The organism is Pseudomonas sp. B10(2017) (genome assembly GCF_002113295.1).
Taxonomy (GTDB): Bacteria; Pseudomonadota; Gammaproteobacteria; order Pseudomonadales; family Pseudomonadaceae; genus Aquipseudomonas; species Aquipseudomonas pudica.
In genome coordinates this window covers 1-17,082 of the sequence record NZ_NEJU01000029.1, presented here as the reverse complement: position 1 = coordinate 17,082, position 17,082 = coordinate 1, and the positions used below count along the sequence as shown (strand labels likewise).

The 17,082-nt window shown below is 62.6% G+C and carries 14 protein-coding genes; 4 read left to right on the top strand and 10 right to left on the bottom strand.

What is annotated here, in order from left to right; genetic code table 11:
* Position 1: 1 nt before the first annotated feature.
* The 8 genes from nuoH to CAF92_RS24575 all read right to left on the bottom strand — a co-directional run bounded on the left by nuoH (position 2) and on the right by CAF92_RS24575 (position 9,721).
* On the bottom strand, positions 2-1,009 hold the full coding sequence (gene nuoH, locus CAF92_RS24610) for an NADH-quinone oxidoreductase subunit NuoH (RefSeq protein ID WP_028632275.1): 1,008 nt from the start codon (positions 1,007-1,009) through the stop codon (positions 2-4).
* Positions 1,006-3,720 (bottom strand): NADH-quinone oxidoreductase subunit NuoG, encoded by a 2,715-nt coding sequence (gene nuoG / locus CAF92_RS24605; protein ID WP_085602200.1) that lies wholly within the window; start codon positions 3,718-3,720, stop codon positions 1,006-1,008. Before nuoG ends, nuoH begins: the two co-directional genes overlap by 4 nt.
* A gap of 133 nt (positions 3,721-3,853) precedes the next feature.
* On the bottom strand, positions 3,854-5,218 hold the full coding sequence (gene nuoF / locus CAF92_RS24600) for an NADH-quinone oxidoreductase subunit NuoF (protein ID WP_085602199.1): 1,365 nt from the start codon (positions 5,216-5,218) through the stop codon (positions 3,854-3,856).
* Complete coding sequence (nuoE, locus tag CAF92_RS24595; protein ID WP_003251433.1) at positions 5,215-5,712, bottom strand: NADH-quinone oxidoreductase subunit NuoE; 498 nt, start codon at positions 5,710-5,712, stop codon at positions 5,215-5,217. Before nuoE ends, nuoF begins: the two co-directional genes overlap by 4 nt.
* 2 nt (positions 5,713-5,714) lie before the next feature.
* The gene (nuoC, locus tag CAF92_RS24590) at positions 5,715-7,496 is read right to left on the bottom strand and encodes an NADH-quinone oxidoreductase subunit C/D (RefSeq protein WP_085602198.1); all 1,782 of its coding nucleotides are present in this window, start codon (positions 7,494-7,496) and stop codon (positions 5,715-5,717) included.
* Positions 7,497-7,574: 78 nt separating this feature from the next.
* Positions 7,575-8,252, bottom strand: coding sequence for an NADH-quinone oxidoreductase subunit B family protein (locus CAF92_RS24585; RefSeq protein ID WP_003251429.1), 678 nt, complete (start codon positions 8,250-8,252; stop codon positions 7,575-7,577).
* Between the two features lie 9 nt (positions 8,253-8,261).
* Complete coding sequence (locus CAF92_RS24580; RefSeq protein WP_003251427.1) at positions 8,262-8,675, bottom strand: NADH-quinone oxidoreductase subunit A; 414 nt, start codon at positions 8,673-8,675, stop codon at positions 8,262-8,264.
* Between the two features lie 383 nt (positions 8,676-9,058).
* Positions 9,059-9,721 carry a lysoplasmalogenase gene (locus tag CAF92_RS24575; RefSeq protein ID WP_085602197.1) on the bottom strand — a complete coding sequence of 221 codons (663 nt, stop codon included), beginning with the start codon at positions 9,719-9,721 and terminating at the stop codon, positions 9,059-9,061.
* A 523-nt stretch (positions 9,722-10,244) separates the two neighbouring features.
* Between CAF92_RS24575 and CAF92_RS24570 the strand changes: the two genes are divergently transcribed.
* Positions 10,245-10,487 carry a hypothetical protein gene (locus CAF92_RS24570; RefSeq protein WP_085602196.1) on the top strand — a complete coding sequence of 81 codons (243 nt, stop codon included), beginning with the start codon at positions 10,245-10,247 and terminating at the stop codon, positions 10,485-10,487.
* A gap of 367 nt (positions 10,488-10,854) precedes the next feature.
* Here the strand turns inward: CAF92_RS24570 and aceA are convergent, their stop codons facing one another.
* Positions 10,855-12,180, bottom strand: a complete 1,326-nt coding sequence (gene aceA / locus CAF92_RS24560) for an isocitrate lyase (RefSeq protein ID WP_013973380.1) — start codon at positions 12,178-12,180, stop codon at positions 10,855-10,857.
* A 489-nt stretch (positions 12,181-12,669) separates the two neighbouring features.
* Positions 12,670-13,434, bottom strand: coding sequence for a secretin N-terminal domain-containing protein (locus tag CAF92_RS24555; RefSeq protein WP_173015139.1), 765 nt, complete (start codon positions 13,432-13,434; stop codon positions 12,670-12,672).
* 155 nt (positions 13,435-13,589) lie between these two features.
* On the opposite strand from CAF92_RS24555, the gene CAF92_RS24550 reads away from it, so the two are divergent.
* The 3 genes from CAF92_RS24550 to CAF92_RS24540 form a co-directional block, all read left to right on the top strand.
* Complete coding sequence (locus CAF92_RS24550) at positions 13,590-15,296, top strand: S8/S53 family peptidase (protein ID WP_085602194.1); 1,707 nt, start codon at positions 13,590-13,592, stop codon at positions 15,294-15,296.
* 84 nt (positions 15,297-15,380) lie between these two features.
* Complete coding sequence (locus CAF92_RS24545) at positions 15,381-16,823, top strand: SulP family inorganic anion transporter (protein WP_085602193.1); 1,443 nt, start codon at positions 15,381-15,383, stop codon at positions 16,821-16,823.
* 101 nt (positions 16,824-16,924) lie between these two features.
* On the top strand, positions 16,925-17,082 hold a 158-nt coding region (locus CAF92_RS24540; protein ID WP_143516222.1), incomplete at its 3' end, for a transposase.

The following is a 17,082-nucleotide window of genomic DNA, read 5'->3' as shown; positions in this document are numbered from 1 at the left end:
CTCACTGGGCCGCGACGGCTGGCGTGTTGTAGAGCACGATCGCAGCGGTCACCAGCAAATTGATCAGGGTCAGCGGCAGGCAGAACTTCCAGCTGAAGTCCATCACCTGGTCATAGCGTGGGCGCGGGATCGAGGCGCGCAGCAGGATGAACAGCATGATGAAGAACGCGGTCTTCAGCGCGAACCACAGGAACGACAGTTGCGGCAGGATGCCGAACGGGCCGTGCCAGCCACCGAAGAACAGGGTTACCAGCAGCGCCGAGATGAGGATGATGCCGATGTATTCACCGACGAAGAACATGCCCCATTTCATGCCGGCATACTCGATGTGGTAGCCGTCGGCCAGTTCCTGCTCCGCTTCTGGCTGGTCGAACGGGTGACGGTGAGTCACGGCGACGCCAGCGATGAAGAAGGTGCAGAAGCCGAAGAACTGCGGAATGATGAACCACAGGTTCTGGGCCTGGTATTCAACGATGTCGCGCATGTTGAACGAACCCACCTGCACCACTACGCCCATCAGCGCCAGGCCCAGGAACACTTCGTACGACACGGTCTGTGCCGAGGCACGCAAGCTGCCCAGCAGGGCGTACTTGTTGTTCGACGACCAGCCGGCGAACAGCACCGCGTAGACCGACAGGCCGGCCATGGCGAAGAAGAACAGCAGGCCGATGTTCAGGTCGGCGACGCCCCAGGTCGGGGTGATCGGGATGACCACGAAGGCGATCAGCAGTGCGCTCATGGCCACTACCGGTGCCAGGGTAAAGATCACGCGGTCGACGAAGGGCGGGTTCCAGTCTTCCTTGAAGAACATCTTCAGCATGTCGGCAGCGATCTGGAACATGCCGAACGGGCCGACGCGGTTCGGACCGTAACGGTCCTGCCACCAGCCCAGCAGACGGCGCTCGACGAAGCTGAGCAGCGCGCCGCAGACCACCACCGCCAGCAGGACCACGATGGCCCGCAGCACGGAGAGGATCACATCGATCACTTCGGGGGTGAACCAGCTCATTGTGCTGCCTCCTGCAGACCTTCGACGGATGCACCGAAGATGGCAGGCGGAATGCCGGCCAGGCCTTTCGGCAACGCGACCAGGCCAGCGCCCAGCTCTTCATTGATGCGCAGCGGCAGGCGCAGGGCCACACCGCCCACGTTCAGGCTCAGCAGGGCACCGTCGTTGACGCCCAGACGGTCGGCTTCGGACTTGGCCAAGGCCACATAGGCTGCCGGGATGCGTTCTTGCACCGGGGCGGCGCGCGAGGAGCTCTCTTCGCTGCCGAACAGGTGGAAGAACGGCACGGCAGTCCAGGTGCCACGGGCTGGGTTGAAGGCGCCCGGAATGGCGTTGAACCAGTGCAGACGGTCGCCTTGCGATTCGATCAGGCGCACGCCCGGGTCACCGGCACGCAGGTGACCGCCGACCTCGTCCTGGAACTTGTTCCAGGCCTGCGGCGAGTTCCAGCCCGGCGACCAGGCGAACGGAACCTGCTGGCGCGGTTCGGCCGAACCCGAGTAGCCTTCCATGGAGAAGGCGAACGCAGTGTCCTTGTCTTGCGGGGTGCGTGGCTCGTGCACGCTGATGTTGGCGCGCATGGCGGTACGGCCGGAGTAGCGCAGCGGCTCACGGGCCAGTTTCAAGCCCTTGATGCGGAATGCGGCGCCTGGTGCGGCGTTGACGATGCCGGCCAGTTGCGGGACGGCTTCGGCGCAGGCGCTGGTGACGTGGTCCAGCTGGGTCCAGTCGACTGGCTTGTTCAGCAGGGTGGCACGCAGGGCGTGCATCCAGCGCCAGCCTTCGTGGATCTGGATGCTGCTGTCCAGGTACTGCGGGTCGAAGACCTGGAAGAAGCGCTGGGCACGGCCTTCCTGGCTGACCAGGGTACCGTCGCCTTCCGCGAACGAGGCGGCCGGCAGCACCAGGTGGGCGCGGTCGACAGTCGGGGTTTTCGAGTGGTCGGCAACGATCACTACCTTGGCTGCGGCCAGGGCTGCATCGACCTTGGCGGCTGGTACGCGGGTGTACAGGTCGTTTTCCAGCACGACGATGGCATCGGCCTTGCCGCTGATGACCGCGTCCAGCGCGGCATCGACCGACTCGCCACCGAGCATGGCCAAGCCGAGGCTGTTGGCTTCAGGCACCACCAGGCTCAGCGAGCCGTTCTTCTCGCGCAGTTTCAGCGCTTTGGCGATGTTGGCGGCGGCTTCGATCAGCGCCGGGTCGGCCAGCGAGGTACCGGCTACGACCAGTGGGCGCTTGGCTGCGACCAGGGCGTCGGCGATGCGCTGGGCCAGGGCTTTCGCTTCGGCGTCCAGGCCTTCGACGGCAGGGGCGCTCGGGTCGATAGCGTGGGCCACGGCGAAACCGATACGGGCCAGGTCGGCCGGGGCGGCGTGCACGCATTCTTCGGCGACGTCGTCCAGCTTGGTTTCAGCCAGCGAAGCGATGAACAGCGGGTACAGCGCGTGCTGGCCGATGTTCTTCACGGCGGCGTCGAGCCACGGTTGCACCTTCATTGCTTCGGCCATGGCCTCGGCCTTGCCCTTGGTAGCCTGGCGCACGGCCAGGGCAACGCGGGCAGCGGTCTGGGTCAGGTCTTCACCAAGCACGAACACGGCGTCGTGATCTTCGATGTCGCGCAGGGTCGGGACCGGCAGCGGGCTGTTGTTCAGCACGTTCAGGGCCAGGCGCACGCGGGCCAGTTCGCCGGCCTCCATGCCCGAGTAGAAGTACTCGGCACCTACCAGTTCACGCAGGCCGTAGTTGCTTTCCAGGCTGGCGCGTGGCGAGCCGATACCGACGATGGTACGGCCGCGCAGCAGGTCGGCGGCCTTGTCCAGGGCAGCGTCCAGGCCCAGCTTGGTGCCGTCGGCCAGGTGTGGCTGGCGCGGGCGATCCTTGCGGTTGACGTAGCCATAGCCGAAGCGGCCGCGGTCGCACAGGAAGTACTGGTTGACCGAACCGTTGAAACGGTTTTCCACCCGACGCAGTTCGCCGTAGCGCTCGCCCGGGCTGATGTTGCAGCCGCTGGAGCAGCCGTGGCAGATGCTCGGGGCAAACTGCATGTCCCACTTGCGGTTGTAGCGCTCGGAGTGGGTCTTGTCGGTGAACACGCCGGTCGGGCAGACCTCGGTCAGGTTGCCGGAGAATTCGCTTTCCAGCACGCCGTCTTCGACGCGGCCGAAGTACACGTTGTCGTGGGCGCCGTAAACGCCCAGGTCGGTACCACCGGCATAGTCCTTGTAGTAACGCACGCAGCGGTAGCAGGCGATGCAGCGGTTCATCTCATGGGCGATGAACGGGCCGAGGTCCTGGTTCTGGTGGGTACGCTTGGTGAAACGGTAGCGGCGCTCGTTGTGGCCGGTCATTACCGTCATGTCCTGCAGGTGGCAGTGACCGCCTTCCTCGCACACCGGGCAGTCGTGCGGGTGGTTGGTCATCAGCCATTCGACGACGCTGGCGCGGAACGCCTTGGACTCTTCATCGTCGATGGAGATCCAGGTGCCGTCGGAGGCAGGGGTCATGCAGGACATGACGATACGACCGCGGGTGTCGTTCTCGTCGGTGTACTGCTTGACCGCGCACTGCCGGCAGGCACCAACGCTACCAAGCGCCGGGTGCCAGCAGAAATAAGGGATGTCGAGGCCGAGCGACAGACAGGCCTGTAACAGGTTGTCTGCACCGTTGACTTCGAGCGCTTTGCCGTCTACGTGGATAGTGGCCATTGTTCAAAGTTCTTCGTTGGCCCGCGTGAGCGGGCGTGGCTAATGGAAATCGGTGAGCTTGCGACACGCCACGATTTCTCGGGCCTGCCGGCAAGCTGGCGAGTGGCACGGACCACCCGCCTCAATCATCTTGTTATGCGCCGACCACGATCGGCTTGGCCAGGTTGGGGCGCAGGGCATCGCCAGCCGCAGCGGGAGCGACACCGGCCTCGAACTCGGACCGGAAGTATTTGATGGCACTGCCCAGCGGCTCGACGGCACCCGGTGCATGAGCACAGAAGGTACGGCCAGGGCCGAGGAAGTTGACCAGGCCCAGCAGCGTCTCGATGTCTTCGGCGCGGCCCTGACCTTTTTCCAGTGCGCGCAGCATCTTCACGCTCCACGGCAGGCCGTCACGGCATGGGGTGCACCAGCCGCACGACTCGCGGGCAAAGAACTCTTCCATGTTGCGCAGCAGCGAAACCATGTTGATGCTGTCGTCCACCGCCATGGCCAGACCGGTACCCATGCGGGTGCCGACCTTGGCGATGCCGCCGGCGTACATCTGCGCGTCGAGGTGCTCGGGCAGCAGGAAGCCTGTACCGGCGCCGCCTGGCTGCCAGCACTTGAGCTTGAAGCCGTCGCGCATGCCGCCGGCATAATCCTCGAACAGTTCGCGGGCGGTGACGCCGAACGGCAATTCCCACAGGCCCGGGTTCTTCACCTTGCCGGAGAAGCCCATAAGCTTGGTGCCGTGGTCTTCGCTGCCTTCGCGGGCCAGCGACTTGTACCAGTCGTTGCCGTTGGCGACGATGGCCGGGACGTTGCACAGGGTTTCGACGTTGTTCACGCAAGTCGGCTTGCCCCACACGCCAACGGCGGCAGGGAAGGGCGGCTTGGAGCGCGGGTTGGCGCGACGGCCTTCCAGCGAGTTGATCAGTGCGGTTTCTTCACCGCAGATGTAGCGGCCGGCACCGGTGTGCACGAACAGCTCGAAATCGAAACCGCTGCCGAGGATGTTCTTGCCCAGCAGGCCGGCGGCCTTGGCTTCCTCGATGGCGCGGTTGAGGTTCTTCGCTGCGGTGGTGTATTCGCCACGCAGGAAGATGTAGCCACGGTAGGCCTTCAGGGCGCGGGCGCTGATCAGCATGCCCTCGACCAGCAGATGGGGCTGTTGCTCCATCAGCATGCGGTCCTTCCAGGTGTTCGGCTCCATTTCGTCCGCATTGCACAGCAGGTAGCGGATGTTCATGGATTCGTCTTTGGGCATCAGGCCCCACTTCACGCCAGTGGGGAAGCCTGCACCACCGCGGCCCTTGAGGCCGGAGTCCTTGACGCTTTGCACGATGTCGTCGGCCGACATTTGCGCCAGCGCCTTGCGGGCGGCAGCGTAGCCGTTCTTCGATTCGTACTCGGCAAGCCAGACCGGCTCGCCGTCGTCACGCAGGCGCCAGGTCAGCGGGTGGGTTTCGGCCGTGCGCGCGATGCGGTTGGCCGGGCCGAAGGAAGTAATGGTCATACGTAACCCTCCAGCAGTTTGGAAACGCCAGCCGGCTGCACGTCACCGAAAGTGTCGTCGTCGATCATCAGCGCCGGGGCCTTGTCGCAGTTGCCCAGGCAGCATACCGGCAGCAGGGTGAAGCGCCCGTCGGCGGTGGTCTGGCCCAGGCCGATGCCCAGTTCGCTCTGGATCTGGCTGACCACGGATTCATGGCCGCCGATGTAGCAGACCATGCTGTCGCACACGCGGATGATGTGGCGGCCGACCGGCTGACGGAAGATCTGGCTGTAGAAGGTGGCGACACCTTCGACGTCGCTGGCCGGGATGCCCAGTACTTCGCCGATGGCGTGAATGGCGCCGTCCGGCACCCAGCCACGTTCCTTCTGGACGATCTTCAGGGCTTCGATGGACGCCGCGCGCGGGTCCTCGTAGTGATGCATTTCGTGCTCGATGGCCGAGCGCTCGGTTTCGCTCAGGGCGAAACGGTCTGTCTGGATAAGCGTGCTGTTCATGCTTAGCGGTCCACGTCAGCCATAACGAAGTCGATACTGCCCAGGTACGCAATGAGGTCGGCGACCATGCTGCCTTTGATCACTGAAGGGATCTGCTGCAGGTGCGGGTAGCTCGGGGTACGGATCCGGGTGCGGTAGCTCATGGTGCCGCCATCGCTCGTCAGGTAGTAACTGTTGATGCCCTTGGTCGCCTCGATCATCTGGAACGACTCGTTGGCCGGCATGACCGGGCCCCACGAGACTTGCAGGAAGTGCGTGATCAGGGTTTCGATGTGCTGCAGGGTGCGCTCTTTCGGCGGCGGCGTGGTCAGCGGATGATCCGCCTTGTACGGGCCTTCCGGCATGTTGCGCAGGCACTGGTCGATGATGCGGATACTCTGGCGCATCTCCTCGACACGGACCATGCAGCGATCGTAGGCATCGCCGTTGTGGGCCAGCGGTACTTCGAACTCGAAGTTCTCGTAGCCGGAGTAGGGGCGGGCTTTGCGCAGGTCGAAGTCGCAACCGGTGGCACGCAGGCCGGCACCGGTGGTACCCCAGGCCAGCGCTTCCTTGGTGTTGTACGCGGCAACGCCGATGGTACGGCCCTTGAGGATGCTGTTCTGCAGGGCGGCCTTTTCGTACTCGTCGAGGCGCTTGGGCAGCCATTCGACGAAGTCCCTGACCAGCTTGTCCCAGCCGCGCGGCAGGTCGTGGGCGACGCCACCGATGCGGTACCAGGCCGGGTGCAGGCGGAAACCGGTGATCGCTTCGATCACGGTGTAGGCGCGCTGGCGGTCGGTGAAGGTGAAGAACACCGGGGTCATGGCGCCGACGTCCTGGATGTAGGTACCCAGGAACAGCAGGTGGCTGGTGATACGGAAGAACTCGGCCAGCATCACGCGGATGGTGTCGACCTTCTGTGGCACCTTGATGCCGGCCAGCTTCTCGACCGCGAGCACGTACGGCAGGTTGTTCATCACCCCGCCGAGATAGTCGATACGGTCGGTGTAGGGGATGAAGCTGTGCCAGGATTGGCGTTCGGCCATTTTCTCGGCGCCACGGTGGTGGTAGCCGATGTCCGGTACGCAGTCGACGATCTCTTCGCCGTCCAGCTGCAGGACAATACGGAAGGCACCGTGCGCGGAAGGGTGGTTGGGGCCGAGGTTGAGGAACATGTAGTCCTCGTTCGCGCCCTGGCGCTTCATGCCCCAGGCTTCCGGGTTGAAGCGTGCCGATTCCTCTTCAAGCTGCTGCTTGGCCAGGGTCAGGCTGTAGGGATCGAACTCGGTGGCGCGGGCCGGGTAGTCCTTGCGCAGAGGGTGGCCTTCCCAGGTGGGCGGCATCATGATGCGGCTGAGGTGCGGGTGGCCGGCAAAGTCGATGCCGAACATGTCCCAGACTTCGCGCTCGTACCAGTTGGCGTTCGGCCAGATACCGGTCACGGTCGGCAGGTTCAGATCGCCTTCGCTGAGCGACACCTTGATCATCACATCGCTGTTACGCTCGATCGACAGCAGGTGGTAGAACACGCTGAAGTCGGCGGCTGGCAGGCCGCGACGCTGGGTGCGCAGGCGCTCGTCGACGCCGTGCAGGTCGTACAGCATGCTGTACGGTTTGGCCACGCCGCGCAGGAAGCTGAGCACTTCCTTGAGCTGCTCGCGCTTGACCCACAGCACGGGCATGCCGGTGCGGGTTTCCTGGGCGACGAATGCTTCGGCGCCAAAACGGTTATGCAGTTCGACGACCACATCCTGGTCGTCAGCCTTGTAGGGCGGAATGAAAATAGCGTTGTCCGCTGTCATGGTCTCGGTCGCTTTGGGTCAACGTTAAGAATGAAGCCAGGCCGCCGGCTCCAGGGGAGCGGGCGGCAGGTCGCTGGATCAGACTTCGTCGGGGCTGCGCAGGTTGGTTACTGCAATGCGCTGCTCACGACGCAGGTCTTTCTGGGCTGGCATCTCGGCACGGTAAATACCTTGATCACCAACAACCCAGGAAAGCGGGCGTCGTTCTTGGCCGATCGACTCCTGCAGCAGCATCAAGCCTTGCAGGAAAGCCTCAGGGCGTGGCGGGCAGCCAGGCACATAGACGTCCACGGGGAGGAACTTGTCGACCCCCTGAACGACCGAGTAGATGTCGTACATGCCGCCGGAGTTGGCGCACGAACCCATGGAGATGACCCATTTCGGTTCGAGCATCTGCTCGTACAGGCGCTGGATGATCGGCGCCATTTTGACGAAGCAGGTACCGGCGATGACCATGAAGTCGGCCTGACGCGGCGAGGCCCGGATGACTTCGGCGCCGAAGCGGGCGATGTCGTGGGGTGCCGTGAAGGCCGTGGTCATTTCCACGTAGCAGCAGGACAGGCCGAAGTTGTACGGCCAGAGGGAGTTCTTGCGACCCCAGTTGACCGCGCCACGCAGCACATCTTCAAGCTTGCCCATGAAGATGTTCTTGTGGACCTGGTCCTCCAGCAGTTGATCGGTGACGGTTTCCCGTTCACCGACCGGGTACTGCTCGTTGGGCGCATCCGGATCGATTCTGGTGAGATTGTATTGCATGCCAAAGCCTCATTGTTTCAGCTTCGCTTGCCGCTTGCGGCGACCTTCGGGAGCCCAATCAAGTGCCCCGACGCGCCATAGGTAGACAAGACCAGCCAACAGAATTGCTATGAAAACGAGTGCTTCGACGAATCCGGTCCAGCCGCTTTCGCGGACGGACACAGACCATGCAAAGAGAAAGAGGGCTTCGATATCGAAGATCACGAACAGCATCGCGACCAGATAGAATTTGGCGGACAGGCGCAGGCGGGCGCTGCCGACAGGCAGCATGCCGGATTCGAAGGGTTCGTTCTTGGCGCGACCCCAGGCCTTGCTACCGAGCAGGCTGGACAGGCCGAGCATGAAGGCGCACAGGCCGACGACACCCAGGAGGAAGATGGCAAAGCCCCAGTTGTGGGCGATGAGTCCTGCCGAATCGGACATGCTAGAGATCCTTATACAGAGACCCAGCTCTGCAGTCTGAAATAAGTGTAGAGCGGCGACCTGGTGTCGCACATCCAGTGACCAAATGTCGCAGCTGAATCAATCGCGCTGATTTTATGGGTAAACCCCGTGCAAGTAAAATTTCTGTCGCAAAATTATTCGTAGGATTAAGTACAAAACCTGCGTCTAACTGGCTGAAAGCCTTGATATTCGGGCATTGCGCGCGTTTTTGTTAATTATGTTTCTTGCGGCGGGTAACGAATTGCAAGTTTCGTAATGATAATTAATATCATTTGGCCTGAGCCCTGATATTTCTTCTGTTCTGCGCCTTGTAAAGTTCATCTGGCGATTCCCTCTACTTGCAAATGTGAAAAACCTCTGTTCTAGCACCGTTCGACACCGCTCGTACCGCTCTGGGTCAATTCTTTATCGATTGAGCGATGACTGGCTGATGAAGCGATCGCCCACTGGCCGAGCCAGTAGGTGAGGATGATCAGGTACGGCGTGGCGGCGAACGGGCTGACGAAGCGGTCGATACCGATCAGGCTGTCGGAGAGCACGAACAGGCAGGCGCCGAGCGCGGCGAGCCCGCCACAGGCCAGGGCGCGCCAGAGCATGGCGCTGATGGCCAAGGCATAGAGCACGACCGGGATCAGTAGCGGGCCGAGACCGTGGCTGACCAGCACGCCGAGCAGAGTGATGCCGGTGATGGCGCTCAGCAGCAGTGCGGGCAGGGCTGGGCGCAGGGTCTGGCTGCAATAGGCGCGCAGGTAAGCCAGGTGGGCGCAGAGGAAGGCGGCCAGGCCGAACACGAACAGGTCAGTGGGGATGGCCAGCAAGATGTCGCCGAGTACCGAGAATGCCAGGCCTAGGGTGATCCAGCGGCGATAAGGTGTGGCAGGAGCGCTGCGCAGCCAGGCGATCAGGGCCAGTACCGGGATCGGTTTGGCCAGCAGGGCGAGCAGGGTGTTGTCGCTGGTCAGTGCGTATATATAGAAGGCTGCGGCGGCCAAGGCGAGAATCATCAGGTGGCTTGGGCGAGGCATGGGCGGTCCTTGCGGCTGGGCTGCCTCAAGCATAGACCTGATCGTGGGTTTTGCCGGTGATGCCTTTGGATTGTGTTGGGGCTGCCATGGGCTTGATGAAAGGAATGTGGCGCCTGTGAGACCGAGCGCCGCGCGGGCGGCGCTCGGTCTATGCAACACCGCAAAAAACAAGGCAGGCACCTCGCCGCCCTGACGCAACCGGGCGCAGAACACCTGAGATGTCGGATTTAACCCCTTCCATGTAGGCCATTTCCCAAACATACTCTTGCCGCCTTTTTCCGTTGCGGCTGCTGTGGCAGCGCTCTAGTCTCGGCGTGCCGTTGCACATCAACGACACGGCTTTGACAGGCCGGAATTGAAAGAAGGTGCACTCGCTTTGCCTCAATGGCGGCTGTGCGTGTGGGCACGCTCGCGTGCGCCGGTCTTTCTTTCTTTCCACCGGTCTGTCAACCCGCGCATAGCTGCCACCCAACCGTTTGACAGCGGGCGGATGGTAGCCAAACAGGAAAGAAAGGAGCGAGTCATGCTGAAAGTTGTCCCCGACCCACCTCATAACACCCAGTCCCTCGAAGACACCCTGATCCAGGCCACCGACTACGCACTGTGCGCGGCGACCGTGGCGCATCAGGCCTTGCTGCTGCAGCCCAAATCCCCGGCATCGATCCTGATGATGACCTCGATACATGAGCTGGATGCGCTGCGGGCTTTGCTTGAGTCGGCATTGATTCAGGTGCAGATGCCTGCTGAGCCTCGGACTTTGCACTGAGGCTTGAGTGATGTGTTGTCTGGGCGGGTCTCTTCGCGGGTGAACCCGCTCCCACAGGATCACCACAGTCTTCAAGACTTGCACAGTCCCTGTGGGAGCGGGTTCACCCGCGAAAGGGCCCGTTCAGGCGGTCGAGAATTTTCAGGGGATTCAAAATTGACCACAGAAGACACCCAATTCACCGTCGGCAGAGCGGCCCCGGGATTTAAGCATCGAGGCAAAAAATGCTGGGGCTGCTTTGCAGCCCTTTCGCGACACAAGGCCGCTCCTACAGGTTCGGTGTATTCCTGATAGGTGTGGTACAGACCAAAAAGAAAGGCCCGGGGCTTTCACAAGCCTCGGGCCTTTCTTCAGCAGCAACCCACTATCAGTGGAACTGCTCTTCCTCGGTCGAACCGGTCAGTGCAGTCACCGACGATGCGCCACCCTGGATCACGGTGGTCATGTCGTCGAAATAGCCAGTGCCCACTTCCTGCTGGTGCGCCACGAAGGTGTAGCCTTTGTTGGCGTCAGCGAATTCCTGCTCCTGCAGCTTCACGTAGGCGGTCATGTCGTTGCGGGCGTAGTCGTGCGCCAGGTTGAACATGCCGTGCCACATGTTGTGGATGCCGGCCAGGGTGATGAACTGGTGCTTGTAGCCCATTGCCGACAGCTCGCGCTGGAACTTGGCGATGGTCGCGTCGTCCAGGTTCTTCTTCCAGTTGAAGGAAGGCGAGCAGTTGTACGACAGGATCTGGTCCGGGTACTCCTTCTTGATCGCTTCGGCGAAGCGGCGGGCTTCGTCCAGGTCCGGCTTGGCGGTTTCGCACCAGATCAGGTCGGCGTACGGTGCGTAGGCCAGGCCACGAGCGATAGCCTGGTCGAGGCCGGCGCGTACCTTGTAGAAGCCTTCACGGGTGCGCTCGCCAATCACGAACGGCTGGTCGTACGGGTCGCAGTCGCTGGTCAGCAGGTCGGCGGCGTTGGCGTCGGTACGGGCCAAAATGATGGTCGGCACGCCCGATACGTCAGCTGCCAGGCGCGCGGCCACCAGCTTTTGCACGGCTTCCTGGGTCGGTACCAGCACCTTGCCACCCATGTGGCCGCATTTTTTCACCGAGGCCAGCTGGTCTTCGAAGTGCACGCCGGCGGCGCCTGCTTCGATCATGTTCTTCATCAGCTCATAGGCGTTGAGTACGCCACCGAAACCGGCTTCGGCGTCGGCCACGATCGGTGCGAAGTAGTCGATGTAGCCATCGTCGCCCGGGTTCTTGCCGGCTTTCCACTGGATCTGGTCGGCGCGGCGGAAGGCGTTGTTGATGCGCTTGACCACGGTCGGTACCGAGTCGACCGGGTACAGCGACTGGTCAGGGTACATCGACTCGGCCGAGTTGTTGTCGGCGGCAACCTGCCAGCCGGACAGGTAGATGGCCTGAATGCCGGCCTTGACCTGCTGCACTGCCTGGCCGCCGGTCAGGGCGCCCATGCAGTTGACGAAATCTTTTTCTGGGCGGAAGGACGGGTGGGCACCTTCGGTGACCAGCTTCCACAGTTTTTCTGCACCCAGGCGGGCCAGGGTGTGCTCCGGCTGCAGGGAGCCACGCAGGCGAACGACATCAGCGGCGGTGTAGGTACGGGTCACGCCTTTCCAGCGCGGGTTCTCGGCCCAGTCTTTCTCGAGGGCTGCAATTTGCTGTTCGCGTGTCAGTGCCATGGAAATAAACCTCGTCGCATCGATCTTGGGGTAATTGTGCTGATGCTCGGAGCAGATCAGGAGCTGGCGGCTGTCCTGTTCGCAGGAGTGCGGCGGCGAACGCGAAGGCTCGAAGGGGAAGGGTGTGCAGGCTGGGCGAAAGGGTGCTCCGGCAGGTCGGCTCGTGGTTGCCTTGCTGCGGTGCTACGCGATTGCCGTTACTGCGGTGATGCGCTTCCGTCCCTCGGGACAACTTCTTCGTTGCAGTCGCAATCCCGTCGAACCGCCTTGTGGGCCGTATAGACACGAGACGCCTCCAGGGGTGGGAGGAGCGCGCCTCGAAGGCCCTTGCCAGGGCCCCTGATTAGCGGGAGCGAGGCCATCATGCCCTTGGGAAAAAGACCCTGTCAAATGTTTTGTAGTGGTTTTTTTCACTTACTACATCTTTGGTCTAATGCGACTTGGCAGTCAGTTTCAAGGCCTTTGGTCGAGGCCTTGAATTGCCTGGGATCAGTCGAGAAGGTCGACTTTGACACGCAAAGTCATGTTTTCACCCCGTTGGGTGCTGTAACTGTGGCTTGACGCGCTACGGTCGGCTTGACTCTGCTGGTTGTAGCCCGCCAGGGTGATCCATTCTCCGAGCTTGCCGGTGATTGTCGTGTCGGTGCTTTGCACTTTCACTACATCAGCACGTTCCTGACTGATGCGATCATTATTGGTGCTTATTTGCAGACGAACCGTGTCACCACTCAAGGTGGGGGTGACATAGAAACCCTGGGTCACGTTGCGGTATTCGGTGTTGCTCTGGATGCGTCCGTAGCCGTCGGTGCTGGTGCTGGTGATCGGGATGCTCTGGCCAACCTGGATCAGCGCCGGCTGGCCTTCGCTGGCCTGAATCTGCTGCAGGCCGCCGTCACGGTTGCTGGTGCCGTAGTGGATGACACGTGCGTTGCCACGGTTGTCCTGGAAGTTGCTGTCGTTGTTGTCGACGCTGATCAGCAGGCGCTTGGGTGCGGTGTCCAGCTGTTGCAGCAGGGTGCGCAGGTCGTCGATGCGCTCGGGGCTGGCGTTGACGATCAGCTTGTTCTCGAAGGCGCTGACCGTGCCATCCTTGCCAATGAACGCCTGGGCGGCGGGCAGCAGTTCGGCGCTGCTGCGGTGTTGTAGCGGCAATACCTCGGTGGCGGCCTGGGCGGTGAGGCTGGCGGCCAGCAGCAAGGCGGCGAATAGGGGGCGTAGCGGCATGTCCATGATCTCCGCAGGTGGAATGGACATGATGGCAAATTTACTGACTTCCTGCCGGGTCTGGATCATGTCGATGATGGGGAAGTGGCTACCAAAGCACCTGGGGCGAGACGGCTGTCCGCCATAGCTGAACCTTTGATCTTTCCCGTCAGTCGCATTCACAGGGAGTGAGTGGGGCTGATGGCATGAAGCGTGGTCTGATCCTGTTGTTGTGGCTTTGCAGCCTTGGTGCCCAGGCTGCAGCTGATTCGTTGCGCATCAAGCAGCTGCAGCGTTGCGGCGACCTGCTTGGCGATGGCCAGCAGCAATGGTGCCTGCGCGCCGAGGGGCTCGGGGCGCAGCTGCCGACGGTCTGGCTTGGTGGTGCGCGGCTGCCGACAGCCGATTTCGAGCGGCACGGTGACCGGCTTACGCTCAAATTGGCGGAACAAGCCCTGCGCAGTGCTCCGCTGTGGCTGGAAGACGGCGAGCGCACCAGCAACCCGGTTTGGCTCACCCGCCAGCGCAGCCATGTTGTGGCCGCCGGGCCTGATGAAGTGGCGAAGAACATGGATGGCCTCACCACCTATGTGGACCTGGTAAGCCTTTTGATCGAGGAAAAACATGATGGCTACGGCGAAGCCCGACGGATCGCCGCGAAGTACGGCGCCCAGGTCGTGGGTACCATACCGCCGCTGAATGTCTACCAGTTGCGCTTGCCAGTGGGCGACCTGGTGCAGCGCGACGCGATGATCCTGCGCATGGGCAGTGAAGTCAGCGTGGATGCAGTGATTGTCGAGGAGTCTGCCCCGGAGCGTGGCGAGGAAGGCAGCGGACGCGATGCCCAGGCCATCAATCAGGCGGATGAATGGGCCGCAAACCGCTTCATGGACGCGCTGTATTACTACCAGCGGCGAATTGCCGCTTCCAGCTTGCCGGTGCAACCGGTGCGGGTCGGGGTGATCGAGCGAGAGGTGGACTTCGACGCGCCAGGCTTCAGCCATTATCGAGGGCGCTGCGAGCAGGCGCAGACGTGCCTGTATGCGCGCGACGGTGGCCGCCCAGGCAGTCACGGCAGCCATGTGGCCGGTATCCTGGCGAACCAGGATGAAGGCTTTTTGCCAAGGCTGGGCAAGCACAGTCCTGGCTTCGAGGTGATTGTCGAGCGCAACTCGGATGCCGGTATCACCGCCAACATCGCTGCATCGGTGAACCTGGTCGAGGATGGGGTGCGGGTGTTGAACTGGAGCTGGGGCATCCATCGGGTAGGGGCGCGCGATGTCAAAGGTGACGAAGTCGATTCGCTGGTGCGTTCCGGGCTGGCCATGAGTGGCTATGAGGAACTGCTCGAGGAGTTCTTCCTGTGGCTGCGCGCCGAGCACCCTGATGTGGTGGTGGTCAACTCGGCAGGTAATGGTGCGTCCTGGTCGGGTACGGATGAATATCGCCTGCCATCGTCGTTCATCACCGAACAATTGCTGGTGGTGGGCGGGCACCAGCGCAGTGACAAGTCAGTGGCGGTCGAACACCCTGGCCATGTGCGCAAGCGTCATAGCTCCAACATCGACATGCGCGTGGATGTCAGTGCGGCGGCCTGCATTCGCCCGGGTGCGGGCGCTGCGCATTGTGGCACGTCGTACGCAACACCGTTGGTGACTGCAACCGTGGCGACGATGCTGTCGATCAACCCGGCCCTGACCCCCGAACAGGTGCGCATGCTGTTGCGACGCAGCGCCTTGACCCTGGGCGCCGAGCAGGATTTCGAAGCGATGGACGCCGAGGACCTGACGGCGCCGATCCTGCCGTCTGAGCGTGGCGGCCAACTGAACCACCCCGACCTGGGGCGTTCGGCGCGCCTGGACATGCGGCGCGCCCTGGACCTGGCGGTGCAAAGCCGGGAGCGGGTGCGCTGAACGGTGGCCGCTGCCGGACAAATTCCGTAACATCGCGCCCGCTTGTTTTCGATCCGTCCATCCGGACTGCACCACAGGATACCCATGAAACCCGCCCGACTCCGTGCCGACGTGCTCGCCGGCCTGACCACCTCGTTCGCCCTGGTGCCCGAGTGCATCGCCTTTGCCCTGGTGGCTCACCTCAACCCGCTGATGGGCCTGTATGGCGCCTTCATCATCTGCACCCTGACGGCGCTGTTCGGTGGTCGGCCGGGGATGATTTCCGGTGCCGCCGGCTCGATGGCGGTGGTGATCGTTGCGCTGGTGGTGCAGCACGGTGCGCAGTACCTGCTGGCCACGGTCTTGCTGGGCGGCGTGGTGATGATCCTGTTCGGCTTGCTGCGCCTGGGCAAGCTGGTGCGGTTGGTGCCATACCCGGTGATGCTCGGCTTCGTCAACGGCCTGGCTATCGTCATCGCCATGGCCCAGCTGGAGCACTTCAAGGAGGGCGGGCACTGGCTAGGCGGTGTACCGCTGTACCTGATGATCGGCCTGGTGGCGCTGACCATGACGGTGGTCTATGTGCTGCCGAAGTTGACCCGTGCGGTGCCGCCAGCGCTGGTAGCGATCCTTGGTGTTGGTTTGCTGGTGTACCTGCTAGATCTGCCTACCCGCACCCTGGGCGACATGGCGCGCATCGCCGGTGGCCTGCCACAGCTGGCCCTGCCAGACGTGCCGTGGAACCTCGAGACCCTGAAGATCATCGCCCCCTACGCGGTGCTGATGGCTATGGTCGGCCTGCTGGAAACCCTGCTGACGCTCAACCTGACCGATGAAATCACCGAGAGCCGTGGCTACCCGGACCGCGAGTGCATGGCACTGGGCGCGGCCAACATGGTTTCCGGCCTGTGCGGTGGCATGGGGGGCTGCGCGATGATCGGCCAGACGGTAATCAACCTCAGCTCCAATGGCCGTGGCCGGCTGTCGGGCGTGGTGGCCGGGGTGATGGTCCTGCTGTTCGTGTTGTTCCTGTCGCCGCTTATCGAGCGCATTCCGCTGGCGGCGCTGGTCGGGGTGATGTTCGTTGTGGCGCAGCAGACGTTTGCCTGGGCGTCTTTGCGGGTGCTGCACAAGGTGCCGGTTAGCGATGTGTTGGCGATCATCGCGGTGACCGTGGTCACGGTGCTCACCGACCTGGCGGTGGCGGTGCTGTTCGGCATCGTCATCGCGGCGGTGAACTTTGCCTGGCAGCATGCGCGGGAGCTGTATGCCGATAGCCGTGAGGATGGGGAGGGCGGCAAGCGTTACCAGGTGCACGGCACACTGTTCTTTGCCTCGACTACGGTGTTCCTGAACCAGTTCGACCCGGCTAACGACCCGGCCAAGGTGACCCTGGACTGCCAGCATTTGAGCTTTGTCGATTATTCAGCGATTGCCGCGTTGAAGACCTTGCGCGAGCGTTATGCCAGGGCCGGCAAGCAATTGCGGGTGGTGCATCTGTCGGAGCGCTGCAAGAAATTGCTGAAGCGGGCTGGTGAGCAGCACTGAGAGTGGTTGTTGCCTGTACCGGCCTCTTCGCGGCTAAAGCCGCTCCCACAGGGTGGACTGCCCCCAAGAAGTTGGACACCAATCCAACCCTTGGGGGATCTATGGGTAAATACACAGAGCAGTTCAAGCTCACGGCTATCACCGCTTACCTAGAGGGCAGCCGGGGCTTTCGCAAGGTGGCACAACACTTTGGCATCGATTTCAGCCTGCTTCGGCGCTGGGTTGCTGGCTACCAAGTCGGTGCCAGCCTCAGCCCTCG

What these genes read in the sequence shown, in the direction of transcription:
- CAF92_RS24570 (WP_085602196.1), top strand. Translation starts at nt 10,245, where the DNA reads ATGCTGAAAGTTGTCCCCGACCCACCTCATAACACCCAGTCCCTCGAA.
- nuoH (WP_028632275.1), bottom strand. Translation starts at nt 1,009, where the DNA reads ATGAGCTGGTTCACCCCCGAAGTGATCGATGTGATCCTCTCCGTGCTG.
- CAF92_RS24550 (WP_085602194.1), top strand. Translation starts at nt 13,590, where the DNA reads ATGAAGCGTGGTCTGATCCTGTTGTTGTGGCTTTGCAGCCTTGGTGCC.
- aceA (WP_013973380.1), bottom strand. Translation starts at nt 12,180, where the DNA reads ATGGCACTGACACGCGAACAGCAAATTGCAGCCCTCGAGAAAGACTGG.
- CAF92_RS24555 (WP_173015139.1), bottom strand. Translation starts at nt 13,434, where the DNA reads ATGTCCATTCCACCTGCGGAGATCATGGACATGCCGCTACGCCCCCTA.
- CAF92_RS24580 (WP_003251427.1), bottom strand. Translation starts at nt 8,675, where the DNA reads ATGTCCGATTCGGCAGGACTCATCGCCCACAACTGGGGCTTTGCCATC.
- CAF92_RS24585 (WP_003251429.1), bottom strand. Translation starts at nt 8,252, where the DNA reads ATGCAATACAATCTCACCAGAATCGATCCGGATGCGCCCAACGAGCAG.
- nuoG (WP_085602200.1), bottom strand. Translation starts at nt 3,720, where the DNA reads ATGGCCACTATCCACGTAGACGGCAAAGCGCTCGAAGTCAACGGTGCA.
- nuoC (WP_085602198.1), bottom strand. Translation starts at nt 7,496, where the DNA reads ATGACAGCGGACAACGCTATTTTCATTCCGCCCTACAAGGCTGACGAC.
- nuoE (WP_003251433.1), bottom strand. Translation starts at nt 5,712, where the DNA reads ATGAACAGCACGCTTATCCAGACAGACCGTTTCGCCCTGAGCGAAACC.
- nuoF (WP_085602199.1), bottom strand. Translation starts at nt 5,218, where the DNA reads ATGACCATTACTTCCTTCGGCCCGGCCAACCGCATCGCGCGCACGGCC.
- CAF92_RS24545 (WP_085602193.1), top strand. Translation starts at nt 15,381, where the DNA reads ATGAAACCCGCCCGACTCCGTGCCGACGTGCTCGCCGGCCTGACCACC.
- CAF92_RS24575 (WP_085602197.1), bottom strand. Translation starts at nt 9,721, where the DNA reads ATGCCTCGCCCAAGCCACCTGATGATTCTCGCCTTGGCCGCCGCAGCC.